Below are 25,123 nucleotides of genomic sequence, written 5' to 3' on the forward strand. Positions count from 1 at the left end.
ACGCGCTGGGGCATCGTTCCAGCACTTCCTACCCGGAAGTGATGTGGGTCTCACAGAGACCGGCCGAGAGGAAAGAAACAAAGATGAGGAAAATCGTCACCGTGACCGCGGGTTTGGTGGCCGCGGTCGGGATCGCGTCCGGTTCCGCCGGCGCTGCGCCCCCGGCGCAACACCCGGCGCAGCCCGCGGTCGGCTTCACCGCCCACGCAACCGACACCCAGTCGATCGTCACAACCGATGCCGGATCGATGGTTGTGCAGAACGGCATTTTCAAGGTCAAGGCGGCCAACGGCACCGTGGTCGCCGGCATGCCGCTGACTTTCCGGGTCGATGACTTCGAGTTCCCGATCGCGGCCGATATCGCCGGTCGCACGGCCACCCTGACGCCGAAGTTCGACAGGGCGCACGCGACCTACAAGCCGGTCTCCCTGCCGTACGAGAACACTGCGCCGTGGAAGACCCCGTACGACCGTGAGCAGGCCGCCTGGTCGCGGTTGACCAGCACGATCACCATGGGCGCCACGCTGGGCACCCTGGTCGGCGGCCTGGGTGGCGGTGCCGTCGGCTGCGTGCTCGGCGGTATCGCCGGTGCGACCGTGGCCGCGGCGACGATCGTCGGTCTGTTCGGCGCATTCATTCCGGCGGCGGCCATCGGCTGCCTCGGCGGCATCGTCGCCGTCGGCGCGCTGGGTACCCTCGCGGGCCAGATCCTGATCACCGCCCCGGCGGCGATCGCTGCCGCGGTCCAGTACTTCACCACTATCAATCAGCCCCCGGTGAACCCGGCCAAGTAGGTCCCCGGAGCCGACGGAACACAGATATACCGGTCAGCCCTGGCTTTTGCCGGGGCTGACCGGTATTCGCGCGGTCGTCGGGATCGTGTCGCAGCATCGCGATGCGATATCGCTTCAGAGGAAAGCCGCGCCCGTCCTGCGGTACAGGCCGTATGCACACTACTGATCCGACGGGCACAACAGATCTCGTGAATCACTCAACCGATGTCACACGCCGCGACGTGGAATGTTCTCGCGCACTTGGCTATCCGGTGATGCCAGCCGCGTCCGGTGTAGCTGTCAGCGCAGCTCGTAGCGCATGAACACGTCCGCGCGCTCGTAGGGCATGGGGCCGATCTGGTCGCTGGGGACGTGTACGAAGCCGATCGATTCGTACAGGTGCACAGCGTCGGCCAGTTTGGTGCTACTGCCGAGGAACAGCGTGGTGGCGCTCTGGCGTCGGGCGTAGTCGATGGCTTCGCGCAGGATGATCCGGCCGAGGCCGCGACCGCGCCGGTTGCGTGCCACGGCCATCTTCGACAGCTCGAACACGCCGTCGCCCTCCGCCACCAGTGCCACACATCCGACGATGTCCTCGCCGTCGCGGGCGATGAGTACGTGTCCGCCCTTGGCGACGATCTCGCGTTCCGGGTTGTCCAGTTTGACCGAGTCGGCGGGTTCGAGGGTGAACAGCTCGACGATCCATTCCTCGTTGAGTTCCTTGAACGCGCGAGCGTCGGCCGGGCCCGACATCGGCTCGACGACGATGGTGTCGATCTGTTCGGCGGTAACGGATGCGGTCTGCTGTGTCACCTCGTCAGCATGCCCGGTGGCGAATGATCACGTCCAATACTTGACGGGTCCGATTGATACGTTGAACTTATGGCTGATGGGGTCGAACTACGGCATCTGCGGTACTTCCTGGCCGTGGCCGAGGAGTTGCATTTCGGACGGGCGGCCGGGCGGCTGCACATCGCTCAACCCGCGCTGACCCAGCAGATCCAGCGGCTGGAAACGCTTCTGGGAACCCGTGTGTTCGACCGCACCTCGCGTAGTGTCGCGCTGACTCCGGCGGGTGAGGTGCTGCGTGAGCGGGCCGCGGCCATCCTCGCGCACGCGACCCGCGATCTGGACGAGGTCGCGCGCATCGGCCAGGGCAGCCAGGGGCGGCTCTACCTGGGCTTCGTCCCATCGGTGCTGCCGCTCACACCGTTGCGGAGTGTGCGGCAGTTCCGGGACCGCTACCCGCTGGTGCAGATCGACCTCATCGAGGGCTACACGAGCCACATGATGGCGCAGCTCGGCCACGGTGCGCTGGACATGGCGATCGTGCGCGACCCCGACGAACAGCCCGACACCGTGCTGTTCCCGCTGGTCACCGAGCCGTTCATGGCAGTGCTGCCGGTCGATCACCCGCTGGCGGACCGCCCCGCCCTCACCGGCTCCGACCTCGCCGACGACGCGCTGGTGTTCTTCCCCCGCGCCGCCGGGGCCCACGCCCACGACAAGAACCTGCGGCCCCTGGTGGAAGCCGGCTACCGGCCCCGCATCGTCCAGGAAGGCAACAACTGGACCACCATCCTGTATCTGGTGGGTGAGGGGCTGGGCGTCACCATCGCACCCCGCAGCGCGACGTTCACCGCGCCACCAACCGTCCGCATCGTGCCACTCACCGAAACAGACGGCACGACAACGGTTTACGTGGCTCACCGAGCCGATGACGATCGAGCTCTCGTCCGCAACTTCCTGGCGCTACTGCCGAAGGCCGACGCTCGGGCGAACGACCGGGAGGTCGCCACCTCCGGTTCGAATTCCACAGGTGCCCTTGGTGATTCGGTCAGGTCGGCGCCATTCCCGTCAGCAGGGCGGTGAGGATGCGCGTCAGTCTCGGTTCGACGTCGACGACCGCGTGCGCCAGTTCGGGGTGGGATTCGTAGAGCGTGCGCAGGCCGGTGCCGGGTGCGGCCATCTGCCACAGCGCTCCGGCCATGCCCGTCGCCGTGGAGATGACGTCGACGGCCGCGGGCTCGGTGATGCGGATCTGTTGTCGCAGTGCGGTGTTCAGGGTGTCGACCTCGGCGAGCACGGCCTTCTTGAACGCGTATGCGGCCTCGAGGGACACGTTGCGTTCCAGGTTCATCGGCGCCTGGGCGAGTAGGTCGCAGAACAGGGGGCGAGCCGTGAGCGATTGTGCGAGAGCTGCCGCGATCGTCTCCGGGTCGGCATCGGTGAGTGCGGACAGCTGAATGCGCAACGCCTGCACCCATTCTCGCCAGCCCTCAGCGGTCAGCATCAGGAAAATCTGCTCGCGGGTCTCGAAGTAGCGCAGCATGGCCGACTTGTGCATGCCGACAGCGGCGGCGATGTCGGTGAGGGTGACCTCGCGCACGCTGTGCTGGGCGCCCAACGACCGGGCGGCATCCAGGATCGTCTGCTCGCGCTGCTGCTTGGCTTCTGTGCTGCGTGCTCGCTGAGGTGAGGTCGAACTCATACTCCGCATTGTAGTGCAACGCGGTTGCGTTAATAACAAAACAGTGTTTTGCTAAAAGTATGACAACACGAACCTGGCTCATCACCGGCTCCTCGCGCGGCTTCGGTCACGCACTCGCGGTCGCGGCCCTGCAAGCCGGCGACCAGATCGTCGCCACGGCACGAAAACCCGAGCAACTCGACGAACTGGTCCGCCGCTACGGCGACCGGGTGCTGCCGGTGGCGCTCGATGTCACCGATCGAACCGCGGCGGTCGCCGCCGTCGAGGCGGGGGTCGCCGCCTTCGGCCGGATCGACGTCGTGGTCAACAACGCCGGGTACGCCAACGTGGCGCCGGTGGAGACCATGTCCGAGGAGGATTTCCGTCGACAGTTCGACACCAACTTCTGGGGCGTCTACAACGTCTCGACCGCAGCCCTGTCGGTCCTCAAAGCTCAGGGGGCGGGCACCATCGTCCAGTTCTCCTCTGTCGGGGGCCGTGTCGGCGCGAACCCGGGCCTGGGGTCCTATCAGGCGGCGAAGTTCGCGGTCGACGGCTTCACCCGGGTACTTCAAGCCGAGACCGCACCGCTGGGCATCCGGTACCTCGTCGTCGAGCCCGGCGGATTCGCCACCGACTGGGCCGGCTCGTCGATGCGGATCCATCAGATCCCCGCGGAGTACGACCAGACCGTCGGCGCGATGGTGCGGCGATTCCGCAACAGCGCGGCGGCCGGTGACCCGGAACGCGCCGCCGAGATCCTGGTGCGGGTGGTCCAGAGTCAGAATCCACCCGCCCACCTGCTACTCGGAGCCGGTGCCGTGGACATGGCGCAGGCGTATTCGCGCGGTCAGCTCGAGGAAGCGGCCGAGTGGGCAGCGGTGAGCCGATCCGCCGACTTCGGCCAGGACTATCCGGTCGCGCTCCCCACCGACTGATGTGAACCGGTGACGACGTCGCCCGCTGGCCGACCGGGCCGTGCGACCGCTGTGAGGTGCTACGTTGGCGATGCACTCCCGGCGAACCGCCGCGCGTCCACGACGCCGCACGCTCCGTGAAGCACCGGAAACTCGCTGTTCAGGGGGCATCACGTGAGTACCTACACGGTCGGTTACATCATCGACGGCTGACGGATGTCGGTGACTATGGTGTAGAGCTCGATGATGACGCCGTCCCTGGTCCGGGCGATGTCCATCCCGCTGACGACCGGCGGTTGATCGGGCGGGCCGTACCGGAATCCGAGGTGGCCGATGTCGTCGAGCTCGGACGCCGGGCCCGCGGGCCGGAAGACCCAGTCCGGGTGCTCGGCCCGCAACTCCGCGGCGCGGCTCTCGAATTCCCTGCGCCCGTGCATGATTCGATCCTTTTCGTGCCACACCACATCGTCGGAATAGTTCGCGGCGATGACCGCGGCCCGGCGGTTCGCATCGGGCTCGTCGAAGACTTCGAGCAAGTTGCGTCGCATGAGCTCGGCGGGGGAGTTGGTCATGATGACTCCTTGCGTACGGAGTGCTCGAACCGTCGCCATGTGATCGCACAGCGCGTCCCCGCCGATGGTAACTGTCGCGCAGCGAGGTGTGCGGCACTGTCGCTGAATGGTTGCTGTCAATGGCTGGAGCTGTTCAGAGTTGCGCTCGGAGTGGGTATCATCGATCTTCGTCATAGCGCTACACCCCGCAGTCGGCAGTCTGTAGTGGATTGTGTGGCAGCGCACACGGACACTCCTGGTTCGATTGCCGACTCCCACCGGCGAAGGGAGTTGACCGATCATCATGACCGCGAAATCGTCCGTGCAGAGCGTTACCTACGATTTGCTGAGGTCGTTGCGCCTGACCACGATCTTCGGTAATCCGGGGTCGACCGAGGAGACGTTCCTCAAGAACTTCCCGGAGGATTTCACGTATGTCCTGGGGCTGCAGGAAGCGTCCGTCATCGCCATGGCGGATGCCTTCGCCCAGACCACGCGGCGTCCGGCGCTGGTGAACCTGCATTCCTCGGCGGGGCTGGGCAACAGCATCGGCAACCTGGTCGCGGCCTATCACGGGCACACGCCGCTGATCATCGTGGCCGGTCAGCAGCATCGCGAACTGTTGATCGGCGACCCGTACCTGAGTAACCGCGACGCGGTGGCGATGCCGCGGCCGTGGGTGAAGTGGTCCTACGAGCCCGCACGTGCCGAGGCCGTGCCCGAGGCGTTCATGCGGGCCTATGCGATGGCCGTGCAGCCTCCCGCCGGGCCGGTGTTCCTGTCCGTTCCGCTCGATGACTGGGATCAGCCGTTGGAAGGCCCGGCGGTGGTGCGGGATGTCAGTACGAGGTATGCGCCCGACCCGGAGCGGCTGCGGATCTTCGCCGAGCGCATCGCGATGAGCCGGCGGCCGGCGCTGATTCTCGGGCCGGACGTGGACCGTGCCCGCGGCTGGGACGCCGGGATCGTCCTGGCGGAGAAGATGCGGGCCGCGGTGTACGCACCTCCGCTTCCGGATCGTGCCGCTTTCCCCGAGGACCACCCGTTGTTCCAGGGCTCGGTCGGTATGTCGGTCAAGGCCATCGGCGAGCGCCTGGCCGGACACGACCTCGTCGTGGTGATCGGGGCCGAGGTCTTCCGCTACTACCCTTACGTGCCCGGCGAGATCCTTTCTGCCGGAACTGAATTGCTGCAGATCACCGACGACCCGGCGGTTGCCGCGGCCGCCCGTGCCGGTGACAGCCTCCTCGGTGACGCGAGACTGTCGATCGAACTGCTCACCGGACTGGTGGGCGACGGGGGAGGCCGTGAGATGCCGAAGCCGATGCCGCGTCGGCGGAGCCTGCCGGAAACGTCGAACGGGACGCTGACCCCCGACGAGGTCTACGCGGCTCTGAGTGAAGTCCGTCCCGAACATGCCGTGTTCGTGAACGAGTCCACCTCGACGATGACTCAGCATGCCGAGTGGCTGCCCACCGTGGAGCCGGATTCGATGTTCGCCACTGCCAGTGGCGGTATCGGCTGGGCCGCGCCGGCCGCGGTCGGGGTCGCGCTGGGTGATCGTGACCGCGGTGTCTCGCGTCCGGTGATCGGCCTGATCGGGGACGGCTCCTTCCAGTATTCGGTCCAGGCGCTGTGGACGGCGGTACAACACGACGCGCCGATCGTGTACGTGGTGATGCGCAACCACGAGTACTCCATCCTCAAATCCTTCGCCGATCTCGAACAGACGCCGGGTGTGCCCGGACTGGACCTGCCCGGTCTCGATATCGCTTCGGTGGCAAGAGGATTGGGCTGCCATTCGGTCGACGTCACCTCCGCCGGCGACCTCGAGAAGGAGTTCCGGCTCGCGCTGGAATCCGGCGCCACCACCGTCATCGTGGTGACCACCCAACCGGAGAAGGCCGCACTCTGAGCATCCGTGAGTCGGTGACCTCGGGCGTGTGACTGCGAAAGCGATTGCCCCCATGCGGTTTCGACATTCAAGGAGCGTGGCATGACAACCGATCACCCCTATGTCTTCAGTTTCTCGGCGTCCGAGCCGAACAGATTCGACGGCGGCGAGTTGCAGGGCGCGCACGAGCAGAACTTTCCGGTTCTGCGCGGTCAGGAAGGATCGGTGTATCTGATCCATCTCGAGCCCGGCGGAATCCGCGAACCGCACTGGCACCCCTCGGCGTGGGAGCTGAACTTCGTGATCTCCGGGCTCGCCCGATGGACCATGCTCGGCACGCATCCGGACGGCAGCTATCACAACGACCTGTTCGAAGCGGGCCCGCGCGATCTGGTGTTCGCTCCGCGGGGATTCTTCCACTACTTCGAAAATGCCAGTGAGACAGAGGGTTTGGATGTATTGGTGGTGTTCAACACCAGCACCCAGGAACCCAATGACGACATCGGGATCGTCGGCACGCTCAACAGCCTGCCGCGCTCGGTGCTCGCCGCGTCGTTCGGCGTGCCGGTATCGGCGTTCGACCAGATCCCCGAGGAGATCAAACCGGTGGTGATCACTCGGCGCCACACCGGGACCGAATAGCGCGGGGCGCGTTCCGCGCCGGTGGCCGACCACCGCGTCGGCCACCGGGCACGGGCGCGCCTCACCAGCCGTCGATGTGCAGCACCGAGTCGAGGTCGACGCGCGGGCCCGGCCGGAAGTCGGTGCCCTTGGTGTACGCGACCGGCAGCAGCACCCCTTGACGCACGGTGTCGGGAATGCCGAGGACTTCGGCGACCTCACGCTCGTACTGCAGATGCAGTGTGGTCCAAGTGGTCCCGAGGCCCCGCGCGCGCAGCGCCAGCGCCAGGCTCCACGCAGCCGGGAGCAGCGAACCCCACAATCCGGCCTGATTGCCGCCGAGCTCGGCGTCGCTTCCCGTATCGATCGCGCCGATCACCAGCGCCGGGACCTCGGCCATCACCTCGCGCAGATAGTCCGAGCTGGTGGCGATCCGTGCGGCGCTCTCGTCGGCCGGTTCGCCCCCGGCCTCGCGGTAGGCCAGATGCGAGCGCCGATAGTGCTCCGCGACCTTCGCCTTGATCGCCGGATCGGTCAGCACGATCCAGTGCCATCGCTGCTGGTTACCTCCCGAGGGAGCCTGCAGGGCCACCTCCAGCGCCGCACGGATCACCTCCAGCGGCACCGGCCGGGTCAGATCGAGTCTGCGGCGCACGGCGCGCGTGGTGGTCAGCAGCGCGTCCGGGGTGAGCGGAAGCAGATCGGTCACAACGGGACTCCTTCTGGTCGATGTATCCGGTGCAAGGTGACCGAACCTTCGTTTTGTTCCTCGCCCGGCCGAATCGACCGTTTCCGGCAGGGGGCTGGCACCTACTCGCCGACGATGGTTTGTTGTCGGCAGGCGTCTGACGAGCTCGGTCGACGCCGGAGCTGTGGTGAGAGTGCGGGTCGATGCCGGGATCGGCCCACTCAGGTCGGGTCGGGCTGTTGTTCGGAGCGGAATTCCTCGAGGTATTCGATGAGGTTCTGCATTGCTCGGTGGTTGACACGTGAGACGGTGCGTTTGAGTAGCAGGCCGGGTACCGGGATGGGGAGGTAGACCTCCGAGTGGTATCGGACCTCCGTGCCCTCGTCGGTCTCCTCGATGTCGAACCACCCCTTGCCGCCGCCGCCTGCCGCGCTCTCCACGACCTCCCATGCGACATGGTCCGGGGCCCAGGTGTATTCGAGGACCTGTCGGTCGGAGTTGTTCAGCGGCGTCACCGTCGCATACACCCGGCGAGGGCGATGTAGTTCGTCGCGGGTGGCCACGCGCACGTCGCGGTGTGCGGGAGACCAATCCGGGATTCGCTCGACCGCCAGGAGCGCTTGCAGTATTCGGTCGGGTGCCACGTCGGTGATGAATCGGTGGTCGGTCGTCGTGCGCATATCGTGCTCTCTGCCTGCGGACTCACCGGTCTCGGAGTCATCTTTAAGTTATCGGGTGTTCTCGCTCACGTGATGTTCGTTGGATCGTTCATAGTGAACGATCGTACCTGTTAAGTTAACGATTATTCTATAACTACTTCTTATCGCGGAACACCGCCGGGCGGCCTTGCGCACGTGCGGCGACGGCCTCTTCGAAGTTGTCGGTCAGGAGGCGAACGAACAGCTGTCCCAAGCCTTCCGCCTGCATATGTCCCTCGAGCGAGGAGGCGTCGAGGCCGGTCCACAAGGTGCGCTTCGTCAGTTCGATTCCGGGCCGGGAGAAGGCGGCGATCCGGTCCGCCATGTCGTAGCAGTAGTCGAGGAGCTCGGTGGTGGGGACGCAGTGCGAGACGAGGCCGATGCGTTCGGCCTGGTGCGCGTCGACATCGCAGCCGGTGAGCATCATTTCGAACGCCCTGGATGTTCCGATGCATCGGGGGAGCAGGTACGACAGCCCCAGTTCGCTGGCGGTGAGTCCGTTGTTGATCCCGGCTGCGCGGAAATACGCCTCGTCACCGGCGATGCGGATGTCCGCGGCCAGGGCCAGGCACAGCCCACCGCCGATGGCGGGGCCGTTGACCGCTGCGATGACGGGTTGATGGAGGCGGCGGAACGCCGATATCACCTCGTCGAGCATTTCCATCGAACGCAACGCGATGGTCGGCGCTGTCAGTCCCTCCAGATGCGGGACGGCGCCGGCGGCCTTCTGATCGGCGCCGGAACAGAATCCGCGCCCGGCGCCGGTCAGCACCACTGCTCGTACCGAGTTGTCGTGCCGGATCTCCTCGATCGCCGATTTCAGCGGCAGCATCAGATCGAAAGCCATCGAGTTCATTCGTTCCGGCCGATTCAATGTGATGAGCGCCGTGTGCGGCCGCGGTCTGTCGACGAGTACGAGGTTGTCGGTCATGGCGGACAACTGTACGGACAGTGCTACGGAAGGAGGGTCGAAACAATCAGCGAAGTCGGCCCCGTCGGCCGGGCTAGGAGTTCCGTTGTTCGATGACCCAGGACGCGATTCGGGCGCGTGAGGTGAAACCGAGCTTGGTCAGGATGTGCGCGACGTGGCCTTGCGCGGTCCGCTGTGAAATCACCAGTTGGGTGGCGATGGCCTTGTCCGTCAGTCCCTCGGCTACCAGGGCGGCGACCTCCATCTCGCGCGTGGTGAGCGTCGGTGCGGTATCCGCGGCCGGTGTCGTCGTCTCGCCGAGGGCGTACGCGATCGCTTCGTCGAACTGCATGGACTGGCCCTTGCGCTGCGCCGTGGTGAAGGCCCGCTTGCCGAGCATCTCCCGGGTGAGGCGCTCACAGGTCTCGTGGTGAACGAGCAAGTGGGGGAACAACACCGTGGTGCCGCCGGTGACACCGCGCAGCGATGCGGCAGCGCCCAGCAGCGTGGCGGCCCGTTCGGCATCCTGCTGCTCGCGTGCGATCCAGGCCAGGGCCTCCAGATCCACGGCCGTCATGAACGGGTCGTCCACCAGCCGGGTGAGGTGCAGGCCCTGGTGAATGCGTTCGACGGCTCGCTCGATATGGCCCTGCTGCCACTCGGTGACTCCCATCGCCCAGAGCGTGTACGACCGGTGTACCGCCTCGCCGTGCGCTTCCGCTATCGCGAGGACCTGCTCGTTGTAGGCGGTTGCCTGTTCGGTGAGTCCCTGCAGTTCGTAGGCCCAGCCCAGGGTTTGCAGGATTCCCATCCGGATCTGCGAAGTGTCGTCCTGCGGACCCAGGATGGCCAGGGCCTCCTGCAGTTGGGTGCAGGCCGGACCGAGGTCGCCGGACAGCAGACCCAGCAGTCCCGTGACGAGTCCGATCCGGGCCTGGGCGTCGGGGTCCGGGTCGGTCATGTTCCGGACCAGGGTCTGCCCCTCGGTGAGCAGGGCGGTCGCCGCGCGCAGGTCGCCCTGGGTACCGGCGAGCACGGTCGCGGCGACCAGCGCTTTGACGCGCGCGTTCGTGTCCGAGCGGGGTTGCTGGGCCAGCGCGCGGTCGAGCCAGCTCCGTCCCTCGCGCAATTGTCCGCGGGAGAGCCAGTAGGGGTACAGGGCTGCGGCCATCTGCAGGCAGGCCGAGATGTCGTCACTGCCGGCGACGGCCAGGCAGGACGTCATCGCCTCCCGGAAGTTCGGCTGCTCCCGCCCGAGCCGCGCGATCCACTCCACCTGGTCGGGCCCGATCCACTCGGCGTCCGCCCGCAGAGCCATCGCGAGATACCAGTCGCGGTGCTTCGCGCGCAGGGCCGCGTACTGTCCGGCCTGTTCGGCCTTCTCCCGGCCGTAGTCGCGCAGGGTTTCCAGCATTCGGAAGCGGACGGCCGAGTCCACCTGCTCCCGGAGCAGGATGGATTTGTCGATCAGGGAGGTGAGGGTGTCCAGTAGTTCCTCGGCCGTCAGGTCTCCGGCACAGATGGTTTCGGCCGCGTCCAGTTCGAAACTTCCGGCGAAGACCGACAATCGAGCCCACAGCTGCTGTTCGCGCGGCTCGCACAGTTCGTAACTCCAGTCGACGGACAGGCGCAGGGTTTGTTGCCGCGGCGGCACGCCGCGCGGGCCGAGGGTGAGCAGTTGGTACCGGTCGGTCAGCCGTTTGAGAATCTGCTCGGCGGACATGACGCGTAGGCGTGCGGCGGCCAACTCGATCGGCAGCGGCAGTCCGTCGAGTCGTCGGCAGATCTGTTCGATCGTTTCCCGGTTCGACTCGGTGATCGCGAATCCCGGCACGACCGCGGCGGCCCGCTGCGCGAACAAGGAGACGGCGTCGTCGAGGGGCTCGTCGTGCCGCCCGGATCGCGGTTCCGTGTCGGCGACGGTCAGCGGCGGGACCTGCAGCACCACCTCGCCGCCGATGCCCAGGGGCTCGCGGCTGGTGGCCAGGACCTGCAGCTTCACGCAGTGATGCAGCAATGTCTCGACCAGTGCGGCGACCGCGTCGACCACATGCTCACAGTTGTCCAGCACGAGCAGCAGATGCCGGTTGGCCAGGCTCGTCGCCACCTGCTCCACCGATGTCTCGCCGCCTTCGGTCAACGGCACGAGTCGATTGCGCACGCCCAGCGCGGTGGCCACCACATCGACGACCACGGCCTGATCCCACAACTCGCCCAGCTCGACCAGGCGCACCCCACCGCTGAATCGCTTCTGCATTTCCGCGGCCGCACGCAAGGCCAGCCGCGTCTTCCCGACCCCGCCGAATCCGGTCAAGGTCACCAGTCTCGACGAGGACAGCAGCTCCTTGAGTTCAGCCAGTTCGCGGCGTCGTCCCACGAAACTGGTGAGTTCGAGCGGGAGCCTGCCCACCGTGGTCGGCAGGGGTCCAGAGAGCGCCTCGGCCATGGCGGGCCCGGTCACCGAGCGGGGCGAGGGCGACGCATCGTCGGCAGCAGGAGTTGCCGCGGGCACTGCCAGCACTGCCATCTCGTCGACGGGAAGTCCGCTGACGGATTGCAGCCGCCGCAGTTCGGCGCCGAACTCCGCGGCGGAGGCCGGGCGATCCTTCGGATCGGGCGACATCGCCCAGGCGATGGCTGCGCTCAGGTTCGCGGGCACTCCCTTCCCGTGCAGGTCCGGGACCGGCTGCGTGGTGATTCGCAGGAATTGGGCGACGACCTGCTCACCGCTTCGCCGTTCGAAAGCGGCGTGACCGGTGATCGCGCAGAAGAGTGTGGCGCCCAGGCCGTAGATGTCGGCGGCCGGACTCGGCGGGTTACCCTCCAGCACTTCGGGTGCGGTATATGCCGGGGATCCGGCGACAGTGCCGGTGCTGGTCCGGAATCCGCCGTCGATGTGGGCGATACCGAAGTCCGTGAGCGCCGGCTCGCCGTAATCGGTGATCAGGATGTTTCCGGGTTTGACGTCGCGATGAATGATGCCGGCGCGATGCGCGGTTTCCAGGGCGCCGGCGATCTTCACGCCGAGCCGGAGCGTTCCGGCCGCATCGAGCGGTCCGTCCCGGTGAATCAGCGCTTCCAGGGAATTCTGCGGGTGGAACTGCATCACGATGTACGGCCGGCCGCTCTCGGTGGTGCCCACCTGCAGGACGCCGACGATGTTCGGGTGGCCGGTCAGCCGACCCATCGCCTGCTGCTCGCGCAGGAATCGAGACCGGTTGTCGTCGTCGAAGTCCTCCGTGAGTACCTTCACCGCGACACTGCGACCCAACTCCGGCTGCACGCAGCGGTACACAACCCCGAACCCGCCACGCCCGATTTCCTGCGCATCATCGAACCCGGCCGCGTGCAGTTCCGCCGCGACCGTCGGTACGACATCACGCTGGGTCTGCTCGAATGGTTCGCGGACGGCCATCTGTTGAGTCACCTCGTTACCACGTGGCTACAGGATATCGCCGGTCGCGGCCGGGGTGGCGGCCGGACGCCACTCGCTGGACGCTCGGTCGCACCGGGCGCCGCCGCCGCGCGGGCGCGGGCGGAACAGGTATGCGAGTAGGTAGTTTTCCGGTCGCCGGATCGTGCGGGCGGAAAGAATACTTCGCGTGATGGTCCGGAACTCTCGCGCAAGGACACTCATGGATCGACACGATCGACAACGGGGCTGCTCCCGCGTGGTTCGCGATGCCCGGGGGAGACCGCCGCAGCCGGTGCCACCGGGCCGAGAGGCGCCCCCGAGGACGGAGCCGGCTCCCGTGGGAACCCGGGTGGACTACGGCTCGTCGTGGGCCCGGTCCTCGCTGCGTGAACTGGACTCTCTCCGCAGGGCACGCGCGGTCGACACCGACGCGTTGCAGGTGATCGCATTCGCCATCCGCTGGGCGCCGTTCGGCGGCGCCGGCACCGGCGAACTGCTCGTCGTCTTCGGCGTCGGACGCCGCCGGTTCGTCGAGATGCTCGACGCCGGTCTGGAGCCGCACCGAACCGACGGTCCCGAAACCCGGTTGCGCAAGCGGGCACTGTTGAAGGCGCTGAGGTCGGCCTGGCGGTTCGACGAGGCGCCCCCGACCACCCCGGTCCAGTGACAGCCGGGGTTGCAGTCCTGACCTGCGAAGATATGCACGTGCGGGTCTGGGTGAACGGAATAGCCTTCGACTATCGGGCCGCACAGGGCGTGGCCCGCAACCTGATCCGCGATTGGCATCGAAAGCGTTGGTGCGCAATCGAATTGATCGTGGACACCGTCGAAGAATGTCTGCCGGAGACCCGTCTGCCGAACGAGCGCTTGTTCCTCGGTCCCTGATCGCCCCGGCTCGCGGTCGACGTGGCGAACGTCGGTCAGACGGGTGCGCCGAGGATCTGCAGGACCCAGTGACCTTTGCCGTTGGATTTGGCGTTGTAGAGGCTGGTGTCGGCGGCGGCCAGGAGGGATTCGGTGTCGGCATCGGCGATGGGGGTCACGATCACGCCGATGCTGGCCGATATCCGCAGCGGATGCCCGTTGATGATGATCGGATCGGCCAGCGCCGACAGCAACCGGTCGGCGATGACCGTGGTGCGGGACATACCGGCCGGCGGCGGAATGAGTACCACGAATTCGTCGCCCCCGATGCGGGCGAGGGTGCAGTGGAAGTCGCGCACGCTGTTGCGCAGCCGGGCCGCGACCGCGGACAGCGCCTTGTCCCCGGCATTGTGGCCGTAGCGGTCGTTGATCGTCTTGAAATGATCCAGATCGACGAAGCAGAATCCGGCTCGATCATCGGGGTGCGCGGTGGCGATCAGCTCGTCGACCCGTTCGGTGAGCAGGCGGCGATTGGGCAGCCCGGTCAGCGGGTCGTGCCGGGCCTCGCGGTGCAGTTCCTCGTGCCGCTGATGTATTTCGGTCACGTCCGCGCCCACCGCCAGCAGGTAGTCGGACTGGTGGTCGTTGATTCCCTGCACGTAGGTGATGGCGAAGGACATCCACCCGACCGTGCCGTCGGCGCGTACCAGTCTGCGTTCCAGGGCGACCGTGCCGGATCTGGCCGGAACCAGCTCGTCGTAGAGCAGTTTGCGGATGTGTTCCCGGTCGTCGGGGTGTGCGAAGTCGTAGACCGAAATCCCCTGCAGTGAGGAGACCGGGACGCCGATCATGTCCGCCAGCGCGTTGTTCGCCTCGAGCAGCCTGCCTTCGGTATCGCCGATGGCGACCGCGGCGGCGATGTTGTCGAACACCATCCGGAACCGGGAATCGTGGTCGTTGCCGGACTCGTGCGGGGCCATGGCGTGCTGCCGATCCCGGTCCCGCAGATCGTCCAGCCCGGCCTGGTGGCCCTGTCCGAGCGCGGCGAGCAATGCCGCCGACCGGGCGGCCGCGTCGGGGTGGTCGCAGTGCTCACCGAGCCGGTACAGCACCTGTGCGGACACCGACGGCACCTGCTCGTCGATCCACTGTGCCGCGACCAGCGCTCGCCCGACCTGCATGCCCGCCGATACGTCGAAGGGGTCGGAGTGCACGGCGACGAGCAGATCCACGACCAGACCGCGCAGCAGATACCGGGTTTGCGGAGTGGACTCGGACACCACGGCAGTAGGCGCCAGGGCGGTCGACCACGCCCTGGCGAGTACTTCCGCGACGTCGTTCACCCACGATCCCCTCGGCAATCGAGCTGCTCGCGGACAACCCCACTCCGAGAGCGACCCAGCGGTCTTTTTCACGATAGAACCCTCTGAATGTACTGCTTGGAACCATATCGGTCGCCTGAAATATCACAGTCGAGATCTTTTGTGAAGATCGACACACCTGGTGGACGCGTGTGAATTTCCATGTGTGAGCCGGTCGACAGGAGGCTCTCGATACCCCATGGGGTATATTGTGTTGAGCCGATATACCCCGTGGGGTATGTGACAGTGTCTTGCCGGGAGGTGTGGAATGAAGGTTGTGATCGTCGGTGGAGTCGCCGGTGGCATGTCGGCCGCGACCCGTCTGCGGCGGCTGAGTGAAACGGCCGAGATCATCGTCCTCGAACGAGGGGATCACGTGTCGTTCGCGAACTGCGGGCTGCCCTACTACGTCGGCGGTGTGATCCCGAAACGGGAATCGCTGCTGCTGCAGACGCCCGAATCGCTGGCGGCGCGGTTCCGGCTCGACGTGCGGGTGCGCAGCGAGGCGATCACCCTCGACCCGGAAAACCGGACCGTCGTGGTGCGCGAACTGGATTCCGGCCGGGAGTATCTCGAATCCTTCGACGAACTGGTGCTCAGCACCGGGGCGAGCGCGATCGTGCCACCGCTGCCGGGTGCGGATCGCGCCCTGGTACTGCGGGACATCGCGGATGTGGACCGCATGTCCGCCGCTGTCGCCGAGGTCGGCTCCGCGGTCGTCGTCGGGGCCGGGTTCATCGGGGTGGAAATGGCTGAAAACCTTGTGCGGCGCGGGATTTCGACCACGGTGGTGGAACGCGGCCCGCAGGTGCTCGCGCCCCTGGACGCGGAGATGGCCGCGCCCGTCGCCGCCGAACTGCGCGAGCACGGGATCCGGTTGGAGCTGGGCGCCGAGCTGGTGCGCGTCGATGCCGACACCGTGACCCTGTCCGATCGGCGCGTGGTCCCGGCGGATCTGGTGATCATGGCGATCGGTGTGCGCCCCGAGAGCGCCCTCGCTCGTGCGGCCGGTCTCGACATCGGTTCGGCTGGGGGAGTCGTGGTCGACGACCGGTTGCGAACCTCCGCGCCGCACGTGTACGCCGTCGGCGATGTGGTGGAGAAGACGGACGCGTTGTCCGGGGAGCCGATGCCGGTCCCGTTGGCCAATGCCGCGAATCGGCAGGGGCGGTTGGTCGCCGACGTCATCGCCGGGCTTCCGGCCGTGGACCCGCCCGCCTCCGGGACCGCGATCCTGGGCGTCTTCGGTCTCACCGCGGCGATGACCGGATGGAGCGAGAAGCGACTGCGTGCCGCGGGTCGCCGATTCACCGCGCTGCATTCGCATCCGCTCGCGCACGCCGGTTACTACCCCGGCGCACAGGGGATATCGCTGAAACTGCTGGTCGACCCGGACACCGATGAGATTCTGGGCGCGCAGGCCGTCGGTGCGGACGGCGTGGACAAACGTATCGATGTGCTGGCCACGGCCATGGCCGGTGGCATCACGGCCTCGCGGCTGATGGATCTGGAACTGGCTTATGCTCCGCAGTTCGGCTCCGCCAAGGATCCGGTGAACATGCTGGGTTATATGGCCGACAATCTGCGTACCGGGGTGCTGCGCACGGCGCAGTGGTCCGAGGTGGATGATGCGATCGTGGCCGGAACCTGTCTGCTCGATGTGCGTTCACCCGAGGAGTACGCCGAGGGCTCGATACCGGGCGCGGTCAACATTCCCCTCGACGAATTGCGCGATCGGGCCGCCGAAATACCTGCCGGTCCGGTGCTGGTCTTCTGCCGGGTCGGCCAGCGCGGCAACAGCGCCACGCGGCTGCTGACCCAGCTCGGCCACGATGCGGTCAATCTCGACGGCGGATATCTGACCTGGTGTGCGGCCACGGCAGCGCCGCATCCCTGACCCCTTCCAGAGATAAGGAAATCGACGCAATGTGCCAACGCATCGTCTGCCGCAAATGCGGCAAACCCGGTTACACCGGCTGTGGCGAGCACGTCGAGCAAGTGCTCGGCGATGTGCCCGCGGCCCAGCGCTGTGCGTGTGCCGCCGATAGTTCGAAACGGGCATGGTGGCCCTTCGGCGGCTGATTCTCACACTTCCGGTGGCGCTCCTGCCACGATCCCGTCTCAGGACGCGCTGTGTGTGGCCGCGCCCTGTCCGGGATGGTGCCAGGTGGCGATTGCCCAGATCAGGAATGCGTCCAGGGCGATGAGCAGGATCGACCACCACGGGTTGTGCGGCAGCCAGAGGAAGTTCGCCACGATCGATGCCGCGGCCAGCACGATCGCCAGGGTTCGTGCCCAGAGCCTGCCGGTGAACAGCGCGAGCGCGGCGAGCACCAGCAGTGCGCCGATGACGATGTGGACCACGCCCCAGCCGGTGGCGTTCCACTGGTAGGTGTACCGGGGGCCGACCACGATGATGTCGTCGTATTCGATCGCCGAGATCCCCTCCAGAATCTGCAGCGCTCCGGCGACGAGCATCAACACCACCGCGGCCATCGTGCCCACGGCCGCGGCCCCCTGTTGCAGGTTCGGGGAGGTGGTCTCGTGGCGGCCTCGCGGGGCGGCGGGCTCGGTTCCGGCATTCGGTTCCGCCGGTGGTACCTGCGCGGTGGGTGTTCCCTGGTCCGACATTGTTTTTCTCCCTCGGCTCAGTGCGTTTGCAGGGTGCCGTCGTGCCCCGCATTACGGTGTGGATACGTGGGAAAAACTTCTTCCATAATACTGTGGCAACTACTGGGTAAACCGTGAAATGAATTGTTTCCCATGGTGGCTCGTATTCCCCCCACAGGTTGAGGATATCGATGGCACGGGATGATTACGACGAGGCAGCGCCCGATTATCAGTGGGATCGGCGGGTTCGCGGCGAGACCGGACCCGAGCAGCTGGATCGGAATCTGACCGGTCTGCTCCAGGAATTGCGTGTCGTCCAGACCGGTGTTCAGCTACTTACCGGCTTTCTGCTCACGCTGCCGTTCCAGACGCGATTCGAATCCCTGTCGAGTGCGATGCGGGTGGTGTATCTGGTCGTGGTGGTGGCCTCGATCTCGGCCACCGTTCTCCTGACCGCTCCGGTGGCCGCGCACCGGCTGTTGTTTCGCAGGCATCGGCTCGAGAGTGTGGTCGTCGCCGCCCATTACTACGCGTTGACCGGTCTGTTGTTGCTGGGGGTCGCGCTGACCGGGGTGGCGGTGCTGATCTTCGACACGGTCGTCGGGCCGGTCGCCGGGGTCATCGCCGGTGTGGGATTCGCGGCGTTGTTCACCGGCCTGTGGGTGGTGTATCCGTGGTGGCAGCGGCGGCATCGGTGAAATCTCTTGCGGCGGTGCGCGTCCGGACTCAGCTCGGGACTGCTTGTTCTCGCAGCCTGGTGAGGGTGTGGGTGAGGATGCGGCACACCTGCATCTGGGACAGGCCGATCTGTTCGCCGATCTGGGTCTGGGTCCGGTTCTCGAAGAACCGCAGCCGCAGGACCTCGCGTTCCCGGAACGGCAGATCTGCCAGAAGCGGGGCGACGGTGAGCGCTTCGTCGGTGATCCGGTACCCGGTGTCCTCGCTGCCGAGTTCGTCGGTGATGCGGGCGGCGGCGCGGTCGGCGTCGGTGGGTGAGGTGTCGATGGTGTCGGCGGAATAGGCGTTGGCTGCCAGCATCGCCTGGGTCATGTCCAGGCGATCGACACCCAGTTCGGTGGACAGTTCCGAATTGGTGGGCATGCGGTGCAGCCGGTGTGCCAGGCGTTCCACGGCAGGCCCGATATCGGCCTGTAATTCCTTGGCGGGCCGCGGCACCCGCACTGCCCAGGTGCGGTCGCGGAAGTGGCGACGCACCTCACCCATGATCGTGGGCACCGCGAAGGATACGAATGTCGCGGCCTTGGCCGGGTCGTACCGGTCGACGGCGAGGATCAGTCCCAGCGCCGCGACCTGATAGAGGTCTTCGTAGGTTTCCCCGCGTCGGATGTAGCGGCGGGCGATGTGCTCGGCCAGCGGCAGGCACCGGTCGATGATCTCGCCGCGCAGCCGGGCGTGCTCGGGATCGTCATCGGGCAGGGCGGCCATTTTCTCCAGCCACGGCTCGATACCGTCGTACGGGTCGTTTCCCCGGTGGGAGCGCGCTGAGCTGGTCGGAATGCGTGAGGTCATGGTGTACCTCCAGAGCGACGAGGTCGCTTGCGGTTCGGTGCGCTGTTGGTTTGAACGTCACCACATCAGAACGTCGCGGCCTCCAGTATGGCCGAAACCGCCCGCTACGTCAGCCCGGCTGTGACGGGCGCTACATCGAGCGACGGGTCACCGGGCAGTCGTGCACCCGGTTCGCCCACCGTTTGCCTACGGTGCCCGAGCGGGTGCCGATGGAGTGATGTCGCGCCGTTTTCGCATCGTCGGTCGGGGTATGCGGGTGCCGAGGCCGAATGCGCCGTCGCTATCGTCGATGATGACGAAGGTTCTCAATGGCGAGGATCCGGGGGCGAGTCGGCGGGTGGTTTCAGGGGCCACCCAGCAGGAAAGTGAAAATCCGAATAGATGGGAATCGACGTGACGAACCGCCCATCTCTGCCACGCAGACTATGGCGCACCGCGCCCTGGAGTGCCAACCCGTTGATGCGGGCCTCGGACCGCTGGGAGGCGGGGGCCCGCATCGTTGCGGCCCTGTTGCTGCTCGCCGCCATCCCATTCGCTGTGCACGCGGGAACGGCTCGCTACGCCGAAGCTCTCGTGCACGAACGCGCCGTGATCGCCTCGGCGGTCACCGTCGCCGGAACCGTCACCGAACGTCCCACGGTGGTCGGCCAGGACAGTGTCGCCTCCGCCAGGACATGGCAGACGCAGGTCGTGTGGACTCGGTTCGGGCACACCCACACGGCCACGATCGACGTCCCCTCGACTGCCAGGCCCGGCGATCGGTTTCCGGTGCGAGTAGGCGGAGACGGCCGTCCGCTGCACGATCTGTCACCGACGGATCTGGCGTTGGGCGACGGCGTGGACCGGGCAATGAAGGTCTTCGGCAGCGTCGCCCTCGTCGTGGGCGCGGTGCTGGCCGTGCTGTATTCACTGTTCGAAATCCGCCGCCGCGCCGATTGGACGCGCGAGTGGCGTGGCCTGAGCCGGGAGGTCAATCGCGGATAGCGGGCTGTGCGTCCCGGCGAACAACCCGGTCCCCGAAGGGTAGGAGGCGGGTATGCACACAGGGATCGATCGTTTCGTGCACTCGGCCACCCGGGTCGCGAACACCCTGCTGAGTGCGGAGATTCCGTTCGCTGTCGCCCGGGGGTGCGCGGCTCGGCTCGAACACACCGGACTGTTGCAGACCGCCCGCGAATTGCGAGAGCAGGTGGACTGGTCACGGGTGGCCGAGCAGGCCGGGAGGTCGCCGTGTGCGCGAGCGTTCCTGGGCCTGCTCGGCCATCACGGCGATGTCACCACCGACGACCTTTCGCCCCAGTACTCGGCGGCCAACCTGCGCCGAGCGCTCGCGGAGGACCCCCGAACGGCCGAACTCGATGTCCGAGTGAGCGTTCGGGACCACGCGGTGGTGCTGTGCGGCGAGGTGGGCAGTGCGCAACGACGCCTGCAACTCGACGACATCGTGCGCGAGAACGCACCGAAACTCCGGGTGCACAACGATATTCGCGTGACGACGCCGGATATTCCGGCCAGCCATGAACAGCTCGACTGATTCCGGCCGGGGTGCGGCCACCCGCCTACCCGCTCATCGGCGATCGACACATGCCACGACCGATCGCACCGCCTCGACTCGCCTCATGCCGGACGTGGCGTCCGACGCTGGTGGAAGCAGGGCGGGTCGGTGCGCCGCGACCAGGCGGGTGGGGCCGGGTCGGGCACCGGCGGTAGCACCGGGCGCGGTTCGGGTTCGGGCCGCGACGGGTACGGGTCCGGGGGCGGCGGGGCAGGGATCGGCGGTTCCGGGGGAGGGTCCGGGACGGGCTGTGGCGGCGCGGGGTCGGGAATCGGTGGCAGCGGGCGAGTCATGGTCGGCGGCTACCCCGAATCCCGCCGCGCAATCATGTCACCAGGTGACCGGGAGTTCGTAGACGCCGTAGACGAATCCGTCGTGCTTGAACCGGATGCGATCGAAATCGACCGCCAACCGCAGGCCGGGCAGGCGGCGATAGAGCGTGCCGTAGACGACCTGTAATTCCATGCGCGCCAACGGTTGTCCGAGGCACTGATGGACTCCGAAGCCGAAGGCCACATGCTGCTTGGACTTGCGTCGGATGTCGAGACGGTCCGGATCGGTGAACACCGCGGGATCGCGGTTGGCGATCTCGTTGACCAGGATGATCCCTTCACCCGCGCGGATGACCGTACCGCCGATCTCGATATCCGCCGTCACCGCGCGGCGTCGCCCAGTGTGCGCGATGTTCAAGTAGCGCAACAATTCCTCGGCCGCGTCGGCGACCGTGGTGGGATCGTCGGTGTCGCGCAACAGCGCGAGCTGGTCGGGGTGCTGCAGCAACGCCAACGTGCCGAGCGCGATCATGTTCGCGGTCGTCTCGTGGCCGGCGATGAGCAGCAGGCGTGCGATGTCGGCGGCCTGTTCGCGGGACAACTCGCCGGTGCGGACCCGCTCGACGGCCAACTCCGACAACAGATCGTCGGCCGGGTCGGCGATCTTCCTGCCCATCAGGTCGTCGAGGTACTCCTGCAGCCGCAGTGTGGCCGCGGACCGTTCCTCCGGGGGAGTGTCGCGTTTGATCACGATCTTGGTGTTGGTCTGGAAGAAATCGTGGTCCGCATAGGGCACGCCCAGCAGTCGGCAGATCACCAGCGAGGGCACCGGCAGAGCGAACGCGTCGACCAGGTCGACCGGGTGCGGGCTCGCCGACAGGTCATCGATCAGTTCGTCCACGATCTGCTGTACCGCGGGACGCATCGCCGCCACCCGTTTGATCATGAACGGCGCGGTTACCATGCGTCGCAGGCGCATATGTTCGGGGTCGTCCATGGAGATGAAACTGAGCCCCCTGCGCGGCCCGGTGGTCGTGTCGAGCCGAGTCTGGTGGGGGTAGCCGGGGCTGTTGATATCCGCACTGACCCGCGGATCGGCCAGCAGCTGTCGCTGTTCGGCGTGCCGGGTCACCAGCCACGCGGACTCGCCGTTCCACAGCCTGACCTTGCGGAGCGGACCTGCCTGCTGGAAGGTGCGGAGTTCGGGTGGTGGATCGAACGGGGCCGATGCCGCGCGCGGCATCGGGAACATCGACAGTTCCGGCGCGCCGTTCTCGATCGAGTTGATGGTGCTCGTCATGCTGTTGTCTCCCGGATTCTGTTGTCTCCCAGCAATTTTTATTCAACGGAACATTCGGTGATCGGCGCCGACCAGAGTGCGACGAGCACGTCGATCAAACCTGTCGCCGCATCCGCCCAGCTGCGGCGGGTCGGCGGCACGCCACGCGCGAGCGATCGTTCGCGTTCGGCGCAAACCTGAAGCAGCAGATGGCTTGCCATCTCCTGGCGTTCGAGGCGCACCGGCAACGGCAACGTGGGCAGACACCGGTTCAAGCCTTCGACGGTCTGCTGGAACGACGGTGCGCTGAACGCCTCGTCGGTCATGATCTCCCGATACGTCGGGTCGGCCATCGCCTGCACGGCGAAACGGGCGTACCAGGTGGGATTACCCAGTGCCGCAAGGTGTTCGGTGTACGGACGGACCAGGCAGGCCACCCAGTCGCGTAGTTCGGTGGAGTCCGCGGCAGCGGTGAGCAGGTCCGATCGGATCAGCTCGATCGCCGTGGTGTGCTTGCGCACGATCGCCCGCAGCAGGTCGGCCTTGCTGCCGAAGTGGTAGCCCACAGCCGCGTTGTTCCCTTGTCGCGCAGCCTCACTGACCCGGCGGCTCGACACCGCCGCCACGCCCTGCTCGGCGAGCAGTCGCTCGGCGGCGGTGAGGATCGACTCCCGTGTCCGGTCGGCTCGCGTCGTCCGTGCCTCGATACCCGGCATTGGATTCCTCCAGGTTGTCCCTGCAACCAGTAAACGTGTCGGGCTCGTTCTAAGTCAAACGTTTGACGTAAATCTGCTGCCGGGCATTGAGGTACGCGTGGGATTACGGTGTGGTGCGCAGTGCCACGGTGACGTCGTCGGCGACGGCGGTGGGCAGGTAGTCCTCGCTGTCGCGCAGGTAGGCGAGCAATTCCGGGCTGCGGTTGGAGTTGTCCACGACGAGCAGTGCGCCGGGGGACAGGTTCGGTTCCACGAGCTTCACCACGTCCAGGTACATCTCCTTCGCCCCGTCCAGGAACAGGATGTCGACCTGATCGGGCAGATCGCGGGCGAGGGTCTCGAGTGCGTCGCCCTCGCGGATCTCCACCAGGTCCACCAGGCCCGCCTCGGTCAGGGACGCCCGAGCGGCGGCGGCCTTGGTCGGCTCGTATTCGGTGCCGATCACCCGGCCGCCGCCGTTGTCGCGCAGCCCGGCGGCCAGGCAGAGTGTGGACACCCCGAACGAGGTGCCGAATTCCACGATCGTGCTGGCTCGGCGGGTGCGGGTCAGAATGTACAGCAGCCGACTGGTGTCGGGACGCACCGCCATGTACAGATCCTTTGCGGCGGCGAAGAATTCGCGGGAGTTGGTGGTCTGCGGCCGCTGCTCGGGCGGCACGGTGGCGAGGCGTTCCTGATGGTCGCGATGGCTGCGTTCGGCGTTCGTGTACAGCCGTGCGAGTACGTCGGCGGCGGGGGAACTCGTGAGGGTGTTGCTCATATCGGGATCCTTGTCATCCGTGGGAAGGTGCGGCGCCACCGACCAACGTAGGGAGTCTCGGTGCCGCCCGCCACCTGCTCGGCGGTGGTCCGGATTCGTCACGGGGTGGCGCGTCGAGGTGTGCTCGTCGCGTGCGGCCGGGCTCGTGGATGATCGGGACCGTCGGGGAACTGCGTGAGGTGTGTTGTTGCGAGGCATCCAGATCTGTTGGACTGCTGGGTAATTCGTGCGCTCGTGGCATGCCTTCGGAGCATGCGTGCGGTTCGGTGTTGCGCTATCCTGCGTCGGTCGGCAGGGCGCGCGCAGTCGAACGATGTGGGCGCGAAGGAGAGTGATGATGGCGGACGAACAGGACTTGGCAGATCGGGTCGTGGTGATTACCGGGGCCAACAGCGGTATCGGGCGGGCCGTGGCGGCGGATCTGGCGGGCCGGGGCGCGACGACGATTCTCGCCTGCCGCAACCCGGTCAAGGCGCGCGATGCGGGTGACGGAACTGCGGCGGCTCAGCGGTAACGAATCGGTGCGGTCGGTGGAACTCGACCTGGCCGATCTGCGCAGCGTCGAGCGATGTGCGGATGAGCTGATCTCGAGTACGGACGGCATCGACGTGCTGGTCAACAACGCCGGTGGTGCGGTGCCCGAACGCAGGCTCACCGTGCAGGGAGTGGAGGAGACCTTCGCGTCCAACTACCTCGGACACTACGCGCTGACTCGCTTGCTGCTGGCTCACCTGCGGCGCGATCCGCTGGCCCGAGTGGTGAACGTCAGCTCCAACGGGCACAAGTACACCAAGGGGATCCGTTGGGAGGACCCGACTTTCGAGGACGGGTACAGCGGCCTGCCCGCCTACGCGAACGCCAAACTCGCGCAGATCCTGTTCACTCGCGAACTCGCGCACCGCTTCGGCGAATCCGGGCTGCACGCCTCCGCAGTGCATCCCGGGTTCGTCGCGTCGAACTTCTACCACAACAGTCATATGGGCGGCGTGATGAGCATCCTCACGATGCCGATCGCACGGATTTTCGGCAGGTCGCCCGAACAGGGCGCGGAGACGGTGATCCAGGTTGCCACCGGCGACGAGGTCGTATCGACCAATGGCGGCTACTGGGCGAACTGCAAGCCCGCCACCGCGTCCGCGGCCGCGACCGACGACGAGTCGGCCGGGCGGCTCTGGGAACTCAGTGAGCGCATGGTCACCGACGGGGGAATCACGTTGCCCGCCAGTTGAGTTCGATATC

27 protein-coding genes are annotated in these 25,123 nt (G+C 66.7%); 14 read left to right on the forward strand and 13 right to left on the reverse strand.

Going from position 1 to position 25,123, the window contains the following annotated elements; all coding sequences use genetic code 11:
* Window positions 1-83: 83 nt before the first annotated feature.
* Window positions 84-794: a DUF8020 domain-containing protein gene (locus K7711_RS30590; protein WP_222973281.1), complete on the forward strand. Its 711-nt coding sequence runs from the start codon at window positions 84-86 to the stop codon at window positions 792-794.
* Window positions 795-1,073: 279 nt separating this feature from the next.
* Here K7711_RS30590 and K7711_RS30595 read toward each other — a convergent pair whose 3' ends face one another.
* Window positions 1,074-1,586 carry a GNAT family N-acetyltransferase gene (locus tag K7711_RS30595; protein ID WP_222973283.1) on the reverse strand — a complete coding sequence of 171 codons (513 nt, stop codon included), beginning with the start codon at window positions 1,584-1,586 and terminating at the stop codon, window positions 1,074-1,076.
* Window positions 1,587-1,655: 69 nt separating this feature from the next.
* Here K7711_RS30595 and K7711_RS30600 point away from each other — a divergent pair, with 69 nt between their 5' ends.
* Window positions 1,656-2,645: a LysR family transcriptional regulator gene (locus K7711_RS30600; protein ID WP_222973285.1), complete on the forward strand. Its 990-nt coding sequence runs from the start codon at window positions 1,656-1,658 to the stop codon at window positions 2,643-2,645.
* On the opposite strand, the gene K7711_RS30605 is transcribed toward K7711_RS30600, so the two are convergent.
* Window positions 2,611-3,264: a TetR/AcrR family transcriptional regulator gene (locus K7711_RS30605; RefSeq protein WP_222973288.1), complete on the reverse strand. Its 654-nt coding sequence runs from the start codon at window positions 3,262-3,264 to the stop codon at window positions 2,611-2,613. The two genes, K7711_RS30600 and K7711_RS30605, sit on opposite strands and share 35 nt — an antisense overlap.
* 59 nt (window positions 3,265-3,323) lie before the next feature.
* On the opposite strand from K7711_RS30605, the gene K7711_RS30610 reads away from it, so the two are divergent.
* Window positions 3,324-4,181, forward strand: a complete 858-nt coding sequence (locus K7711_RS30610) for an SDR family NAD(P)-dependent oxidoreductase (RefSeq protein WP_222973295.1) — start codon at window positions 3,324-3,326, stop codon at window positions 4,179-4,181.
* Window positions 4,182-4,354: 173 nt separating this feature from the next.
* Here K7711_RS30610 and K7711_RS30615 read toward each other — a convergent pair whose 3' ends face one another.
* Complete coding sequence (locus K7711_RS30615; RefSeq protein ID WP_222973297.1) at window positions 4,355-4,732, reverse strand: nuclear transport factor 2 family protein; 378 nt, start codon at window positions 4,730-4,732, stop codon at window positions 4,355-4,357.
* A gap of 283 nt (window positions 4,733-5,015) precedes the next feature.
* Between K7711_RS30615 and mdlC the strand changes: the two genes are divergently transcribed.
* Entirely contained in the window at window positions 5,016-6,626 is a 1,611-nt protein-coding gene (gene mdlC / locus K7711_RS30620; protein ID WP_222973299.1) for a benzoylformate decarboxylase, read from the forward strand.
* An 81-nt stretch (window positions 6,627-6,707) separates the two neighbouring features.
* Entirely contained in the window at window positions 6,708-7,247 is a 540-nt protein-coding gene (locus tag K7711_RS30625) for a cupin domain-containing protein (RefSeq protein WP_222973306.1), read from the forward strand.
* 61 nt (window positions 7,248-7,308) lie between these two features.
* Here K7711_RS30625 and K7711_RS30630 read toward each other — a convergent pair whose 3' ends face one another.
* The 4 genes from K7711_RS30630 to K7711_RS30645 all read right to left on the reverse strand — a co-directional run bounded on the left by K7711_RS30630 (window position 7,309) and on the right by K7711_RS30645 (window position 12,937).
* Window positions 7,309-7,935 (reverse strand): nitroreductase family protein, encoded by a 627-nt coding sequence (locus K7711_RS30630; RefSeq protein ID WP_222973308.1) that lies wholly within the window; start codon window positions 7,933-7,935, stop codon window positions 7,309-7,311.
* Between the two features lie 200 nt (window positions 7,936-8,135).
* Window positions 8,136-8,594, reverse strand: coding sequence for an SRPBCC family protein (locus K7711_RS30635; RefSeq protein WP_222973309.1), 459 nt, complete (start codon window positions 8,592-8,594; stop codon window positions 8,136-8,138).
* Window positions 8,595-8,727: 133 nt separating this feature from the next.
* Complete coding sequence (locus K7711_RS30640) at window positions 8,728-9,543, reverse strand: enoyl-CoA hydratase (RefSeq protein WP_222973311.1); 816 nt, start codon at window positions 9,541-9,543, stop codon at window positions 8,728-8,730.
* Window positions 9,544-9,616: 73 nt separating this feature from the next.
* Window positions 9,617-12,937, reverse strand: coding sequence for a protein kinase domain-containing protein (locus K7711_RS30645; RefSeq protein ID WP_222973317.1), 3,321 nt, complete (start codon window positions 12,935-12,937; stop codon window positions 9,617-9,619).
* Between the two features lie 337 nt (window positions 12,938-13,274).
* Between K7711_RS30645 and K7711_RS30650 the strand changes: the two genes are divergently transcribed.
* Both K7711_RS30650 and K7711_RS30655 read left to right on the forward strand, forming a co-directional pair.
* Complete coding sequence (locus K7711_RS30650; protein ID WP_222973325.1) at window positions 13,275-13,604, forward strand: hypothetical protein; 330 nt, start codon at window positions 13,275-13,277, stop codon at window positions 13,602-13,604.
* Window positions 13,601-13,822: a hypothetical protein gene (locus K7711_RS30655; protein WP_222973326.1), complete on the forward strand. Its 222-nt coding sequence runs from the start codon at window positions 13,601-13,603 to the stop codon at window positions 13,820-13,822. Before K7711_RS30650 ends, K7711_RS30655 begins: the two co-directional genes overlap by 4 nt.
* 35 nt (window positions 13,823-13,857) lie before the next feature.
* On the opposite strand, the gene K7711_RS30660 is transcribed toward K7711_RS30655, so the two are convergent.
* Window positions 13,858-15,144: a diguanylate cyclase domain-containing protein gene (locus tag K7711_RS30660; RefSeq protein WP_308015029.1), complete on the reverse strand. Its 1,287-nt coding sequence runs from the start codon at window positions 15,142-15,144 to the stop codon at window positions 13,858-13,860.
* A 286-nt stretch (window positions 15,145-15,430) separates the two neighbouring features.
* Here K7711_RS30660 and K7711_RS30665 point away from each other — a divergent pair, with 286 nt between their 5' ends.
* Together K7711_RS30665 and K7711_RS49645 are read left to right on the forward strand one after the other, a co-directional pair.
* Window positions 15,431-17,059: an FAD-dependent oxidoreductase gene (locus K7711_RS30665; RefSeq protein WP_222973333.1), complete on the forward strand. Its 1,629-nt coding sequence runs from the start codon at window positions 15,431-15,433 to the stop codon at window positions 17,057-17,059.
* Between the two features lie 29 nt (window positions 17,060-17,088).
* The gene (locus tag K7711_RS49645; RefSeq protein WP_504740835.1) at window positions 17,089-17,244 is read left to right on the forward strand and encodes a DUF8730 family Cys-rich protein; all 156 of its coding nucleotides are present in this window, start codon (window positions 17,089-17,091) and stop codon (window positions 17,242-17,244) included.
* A gap of 39 nt (window positions 17,245-17,283) precedes the next feature.
* On the opposite strand, the gene K7711_RS30670 is transcribed toward K7711_RS49645, so the two are convergent.
* The gene (locus tag K7711_RS30670) at window positions 17,284-17,793 is read right to left on the reverse strand and encodes a DUF7144 family membrane protein (RefSeq protein ID WP_308015030.1); all 510 of its coding nucleotides are present in this window, start codon (window positions 17,791-17,793) and stop codon (window positions 17,284-17,286) included.
* Window positions 17,794-17,963: 170 nt separating this feature from the next.
* Between K7711_RS30670 and K7711_RS30675 the strand changes: the two genes are divergently transcribed.
* Window positions 17,964-18,470 (forward strand): DUF6328 family protein, encoded by a 507-nt coding sequence (locus tag K7711_RS30675; RefSeq protein ID WP_222973335.1) that lies wholly within the window; start codon window positions 17,964-17,966, stop codon window positions 18,468-18,470.
* 28 nt (window positions 18,471-18,498) lie between these two features.
* Here the strand turns inward: K7711_RS30675 and K7711_RS30680 are convergent, their stop codons facing one another.
* Window positions 18,499-19,302, reverse strand: coding sequence for a SigB/SigF/SigG family RNA polymerase sigma factor (locus K7711_RS30680; protein ID WP_222973337.1), 804 nt, complete (start codon window positions 19,300-19,302; stop codon window positions 18,499-18,501).
* Between the two features lie 381 nt (window positions 19,303-19,683).
* Between K7711_RS30680 and K7711_RS30685 the strand changes: the two genes are divergently transcribed.
* Window positions 19,684-20,286, forward strand: coding sequence for an Rv1733c family protein (locus K7711_RS30685; RefSeq protein WP_222973339.1), 603 nt, complete (start codon window positions 19,684-19,686; stop codon window positions 20,284-20,286).
* A 52-nt stretch (window positions 20,287-20,338) separates the two neighbouring features.
* Window positions 20,339-20,836, forward strand: coding sequence for a BON domain-containing protein (locus K7711_RS47915; RefSeq protein WP_235748066.1), 498 nt, complete (start codon window positions 20,339-20,341; stop codon window positions 20,834-20,836).
* A 351-nt stretch (window positions 20,837-21,187) separates the two neighbouring features.
* Here the strand turns inward: K7711_RS47915 and K7711_RS30695 are convergent, their stop codons facing one another.
* The 3 genes from K7711_RS30695 to K7711_RS30705 form a co-directional block, all read right to left on the reverse strand.
* Window positions 21,188-22,429 carry a cytochrome P450 gene (locus K7711_RS30695; protein ID WP_222973341.1) on the reverse strand — a complete coding sequence of 414 codons (1,242 nt, stop codon included), beginning with the start codon at window positions 22,427-22,429 and terminating at the stop codon, window positions 21,188-21,190.
* Window positions 22,430-22,467: 38 nt separating this feature from the next.
* Window positions 22,468-23,124 carry a TetR/AcrR family transcriptional regulator gene (locus K7711_RS30700; RefSeq protein WP_222973343.1) on the reverse strand — a complete coding sequence of 219 codons (657 nt, stop codon included), beginning with the start codon at window positions 23,122-23,124 and terminating at the stop codon, window positions 22,468-22,470.
* 103 nt (window positions 23,125-23,227) lie between these two features.
* Complete coding sequence (locus K7711_RS30705) at window positions 23,228-23,884, reverse strand: O-methyltransferase (protein WP_222973345.1); 657 nt, start codon at window positions 23,882-23,884, stop codon at window positions 23,228-23,230.
* Between the two features lie 337 nt (window positions 23,885-24,221).
* Between K7711_RS30705 and K7711_RS48590 the strand changes: the two genes are divergently transcribed.
* Window positions 24,222-24,398: an SDR family NAD(P)-dependent oxidoreductase gene (locus K7711_RS48590; protein ID WP_222973347.1), complete on the forward strand. Its 177-nt coding sequence runs from the start codon at window positions 24,222-24,224 to the stop codon at window positions 24,396-24,398.
* Window positions 24,370-25,113, forward strand: a complete 744-nt coding sequence (locus K7711_RS30715; RefSeq protein WP_222973359.1) for an SDR family NAD(P)-dependent oxidoreductase — start codon at window positions 24,370-24,372, stop codon at window positions 25,111-25,113. The genes K7711_RS48590 and K7711_RS30715 overlap by 29 nt, the downstream gene beginning before the upstream one ends.
* Window positions 25,114-25,123: the final 10 nt, after the last annotated feature.

Origin of the sequence: Nocardia coffeae (assembly GCF_019890715.1) — a bacterium.
Classification (GTDB): domain Bacteria; phylum Actinomycetota; class Actinomycetes; order Mycobacteriales; family Mycobacteriaceae; genus Nocardia; species Nocardia jiangxiensis.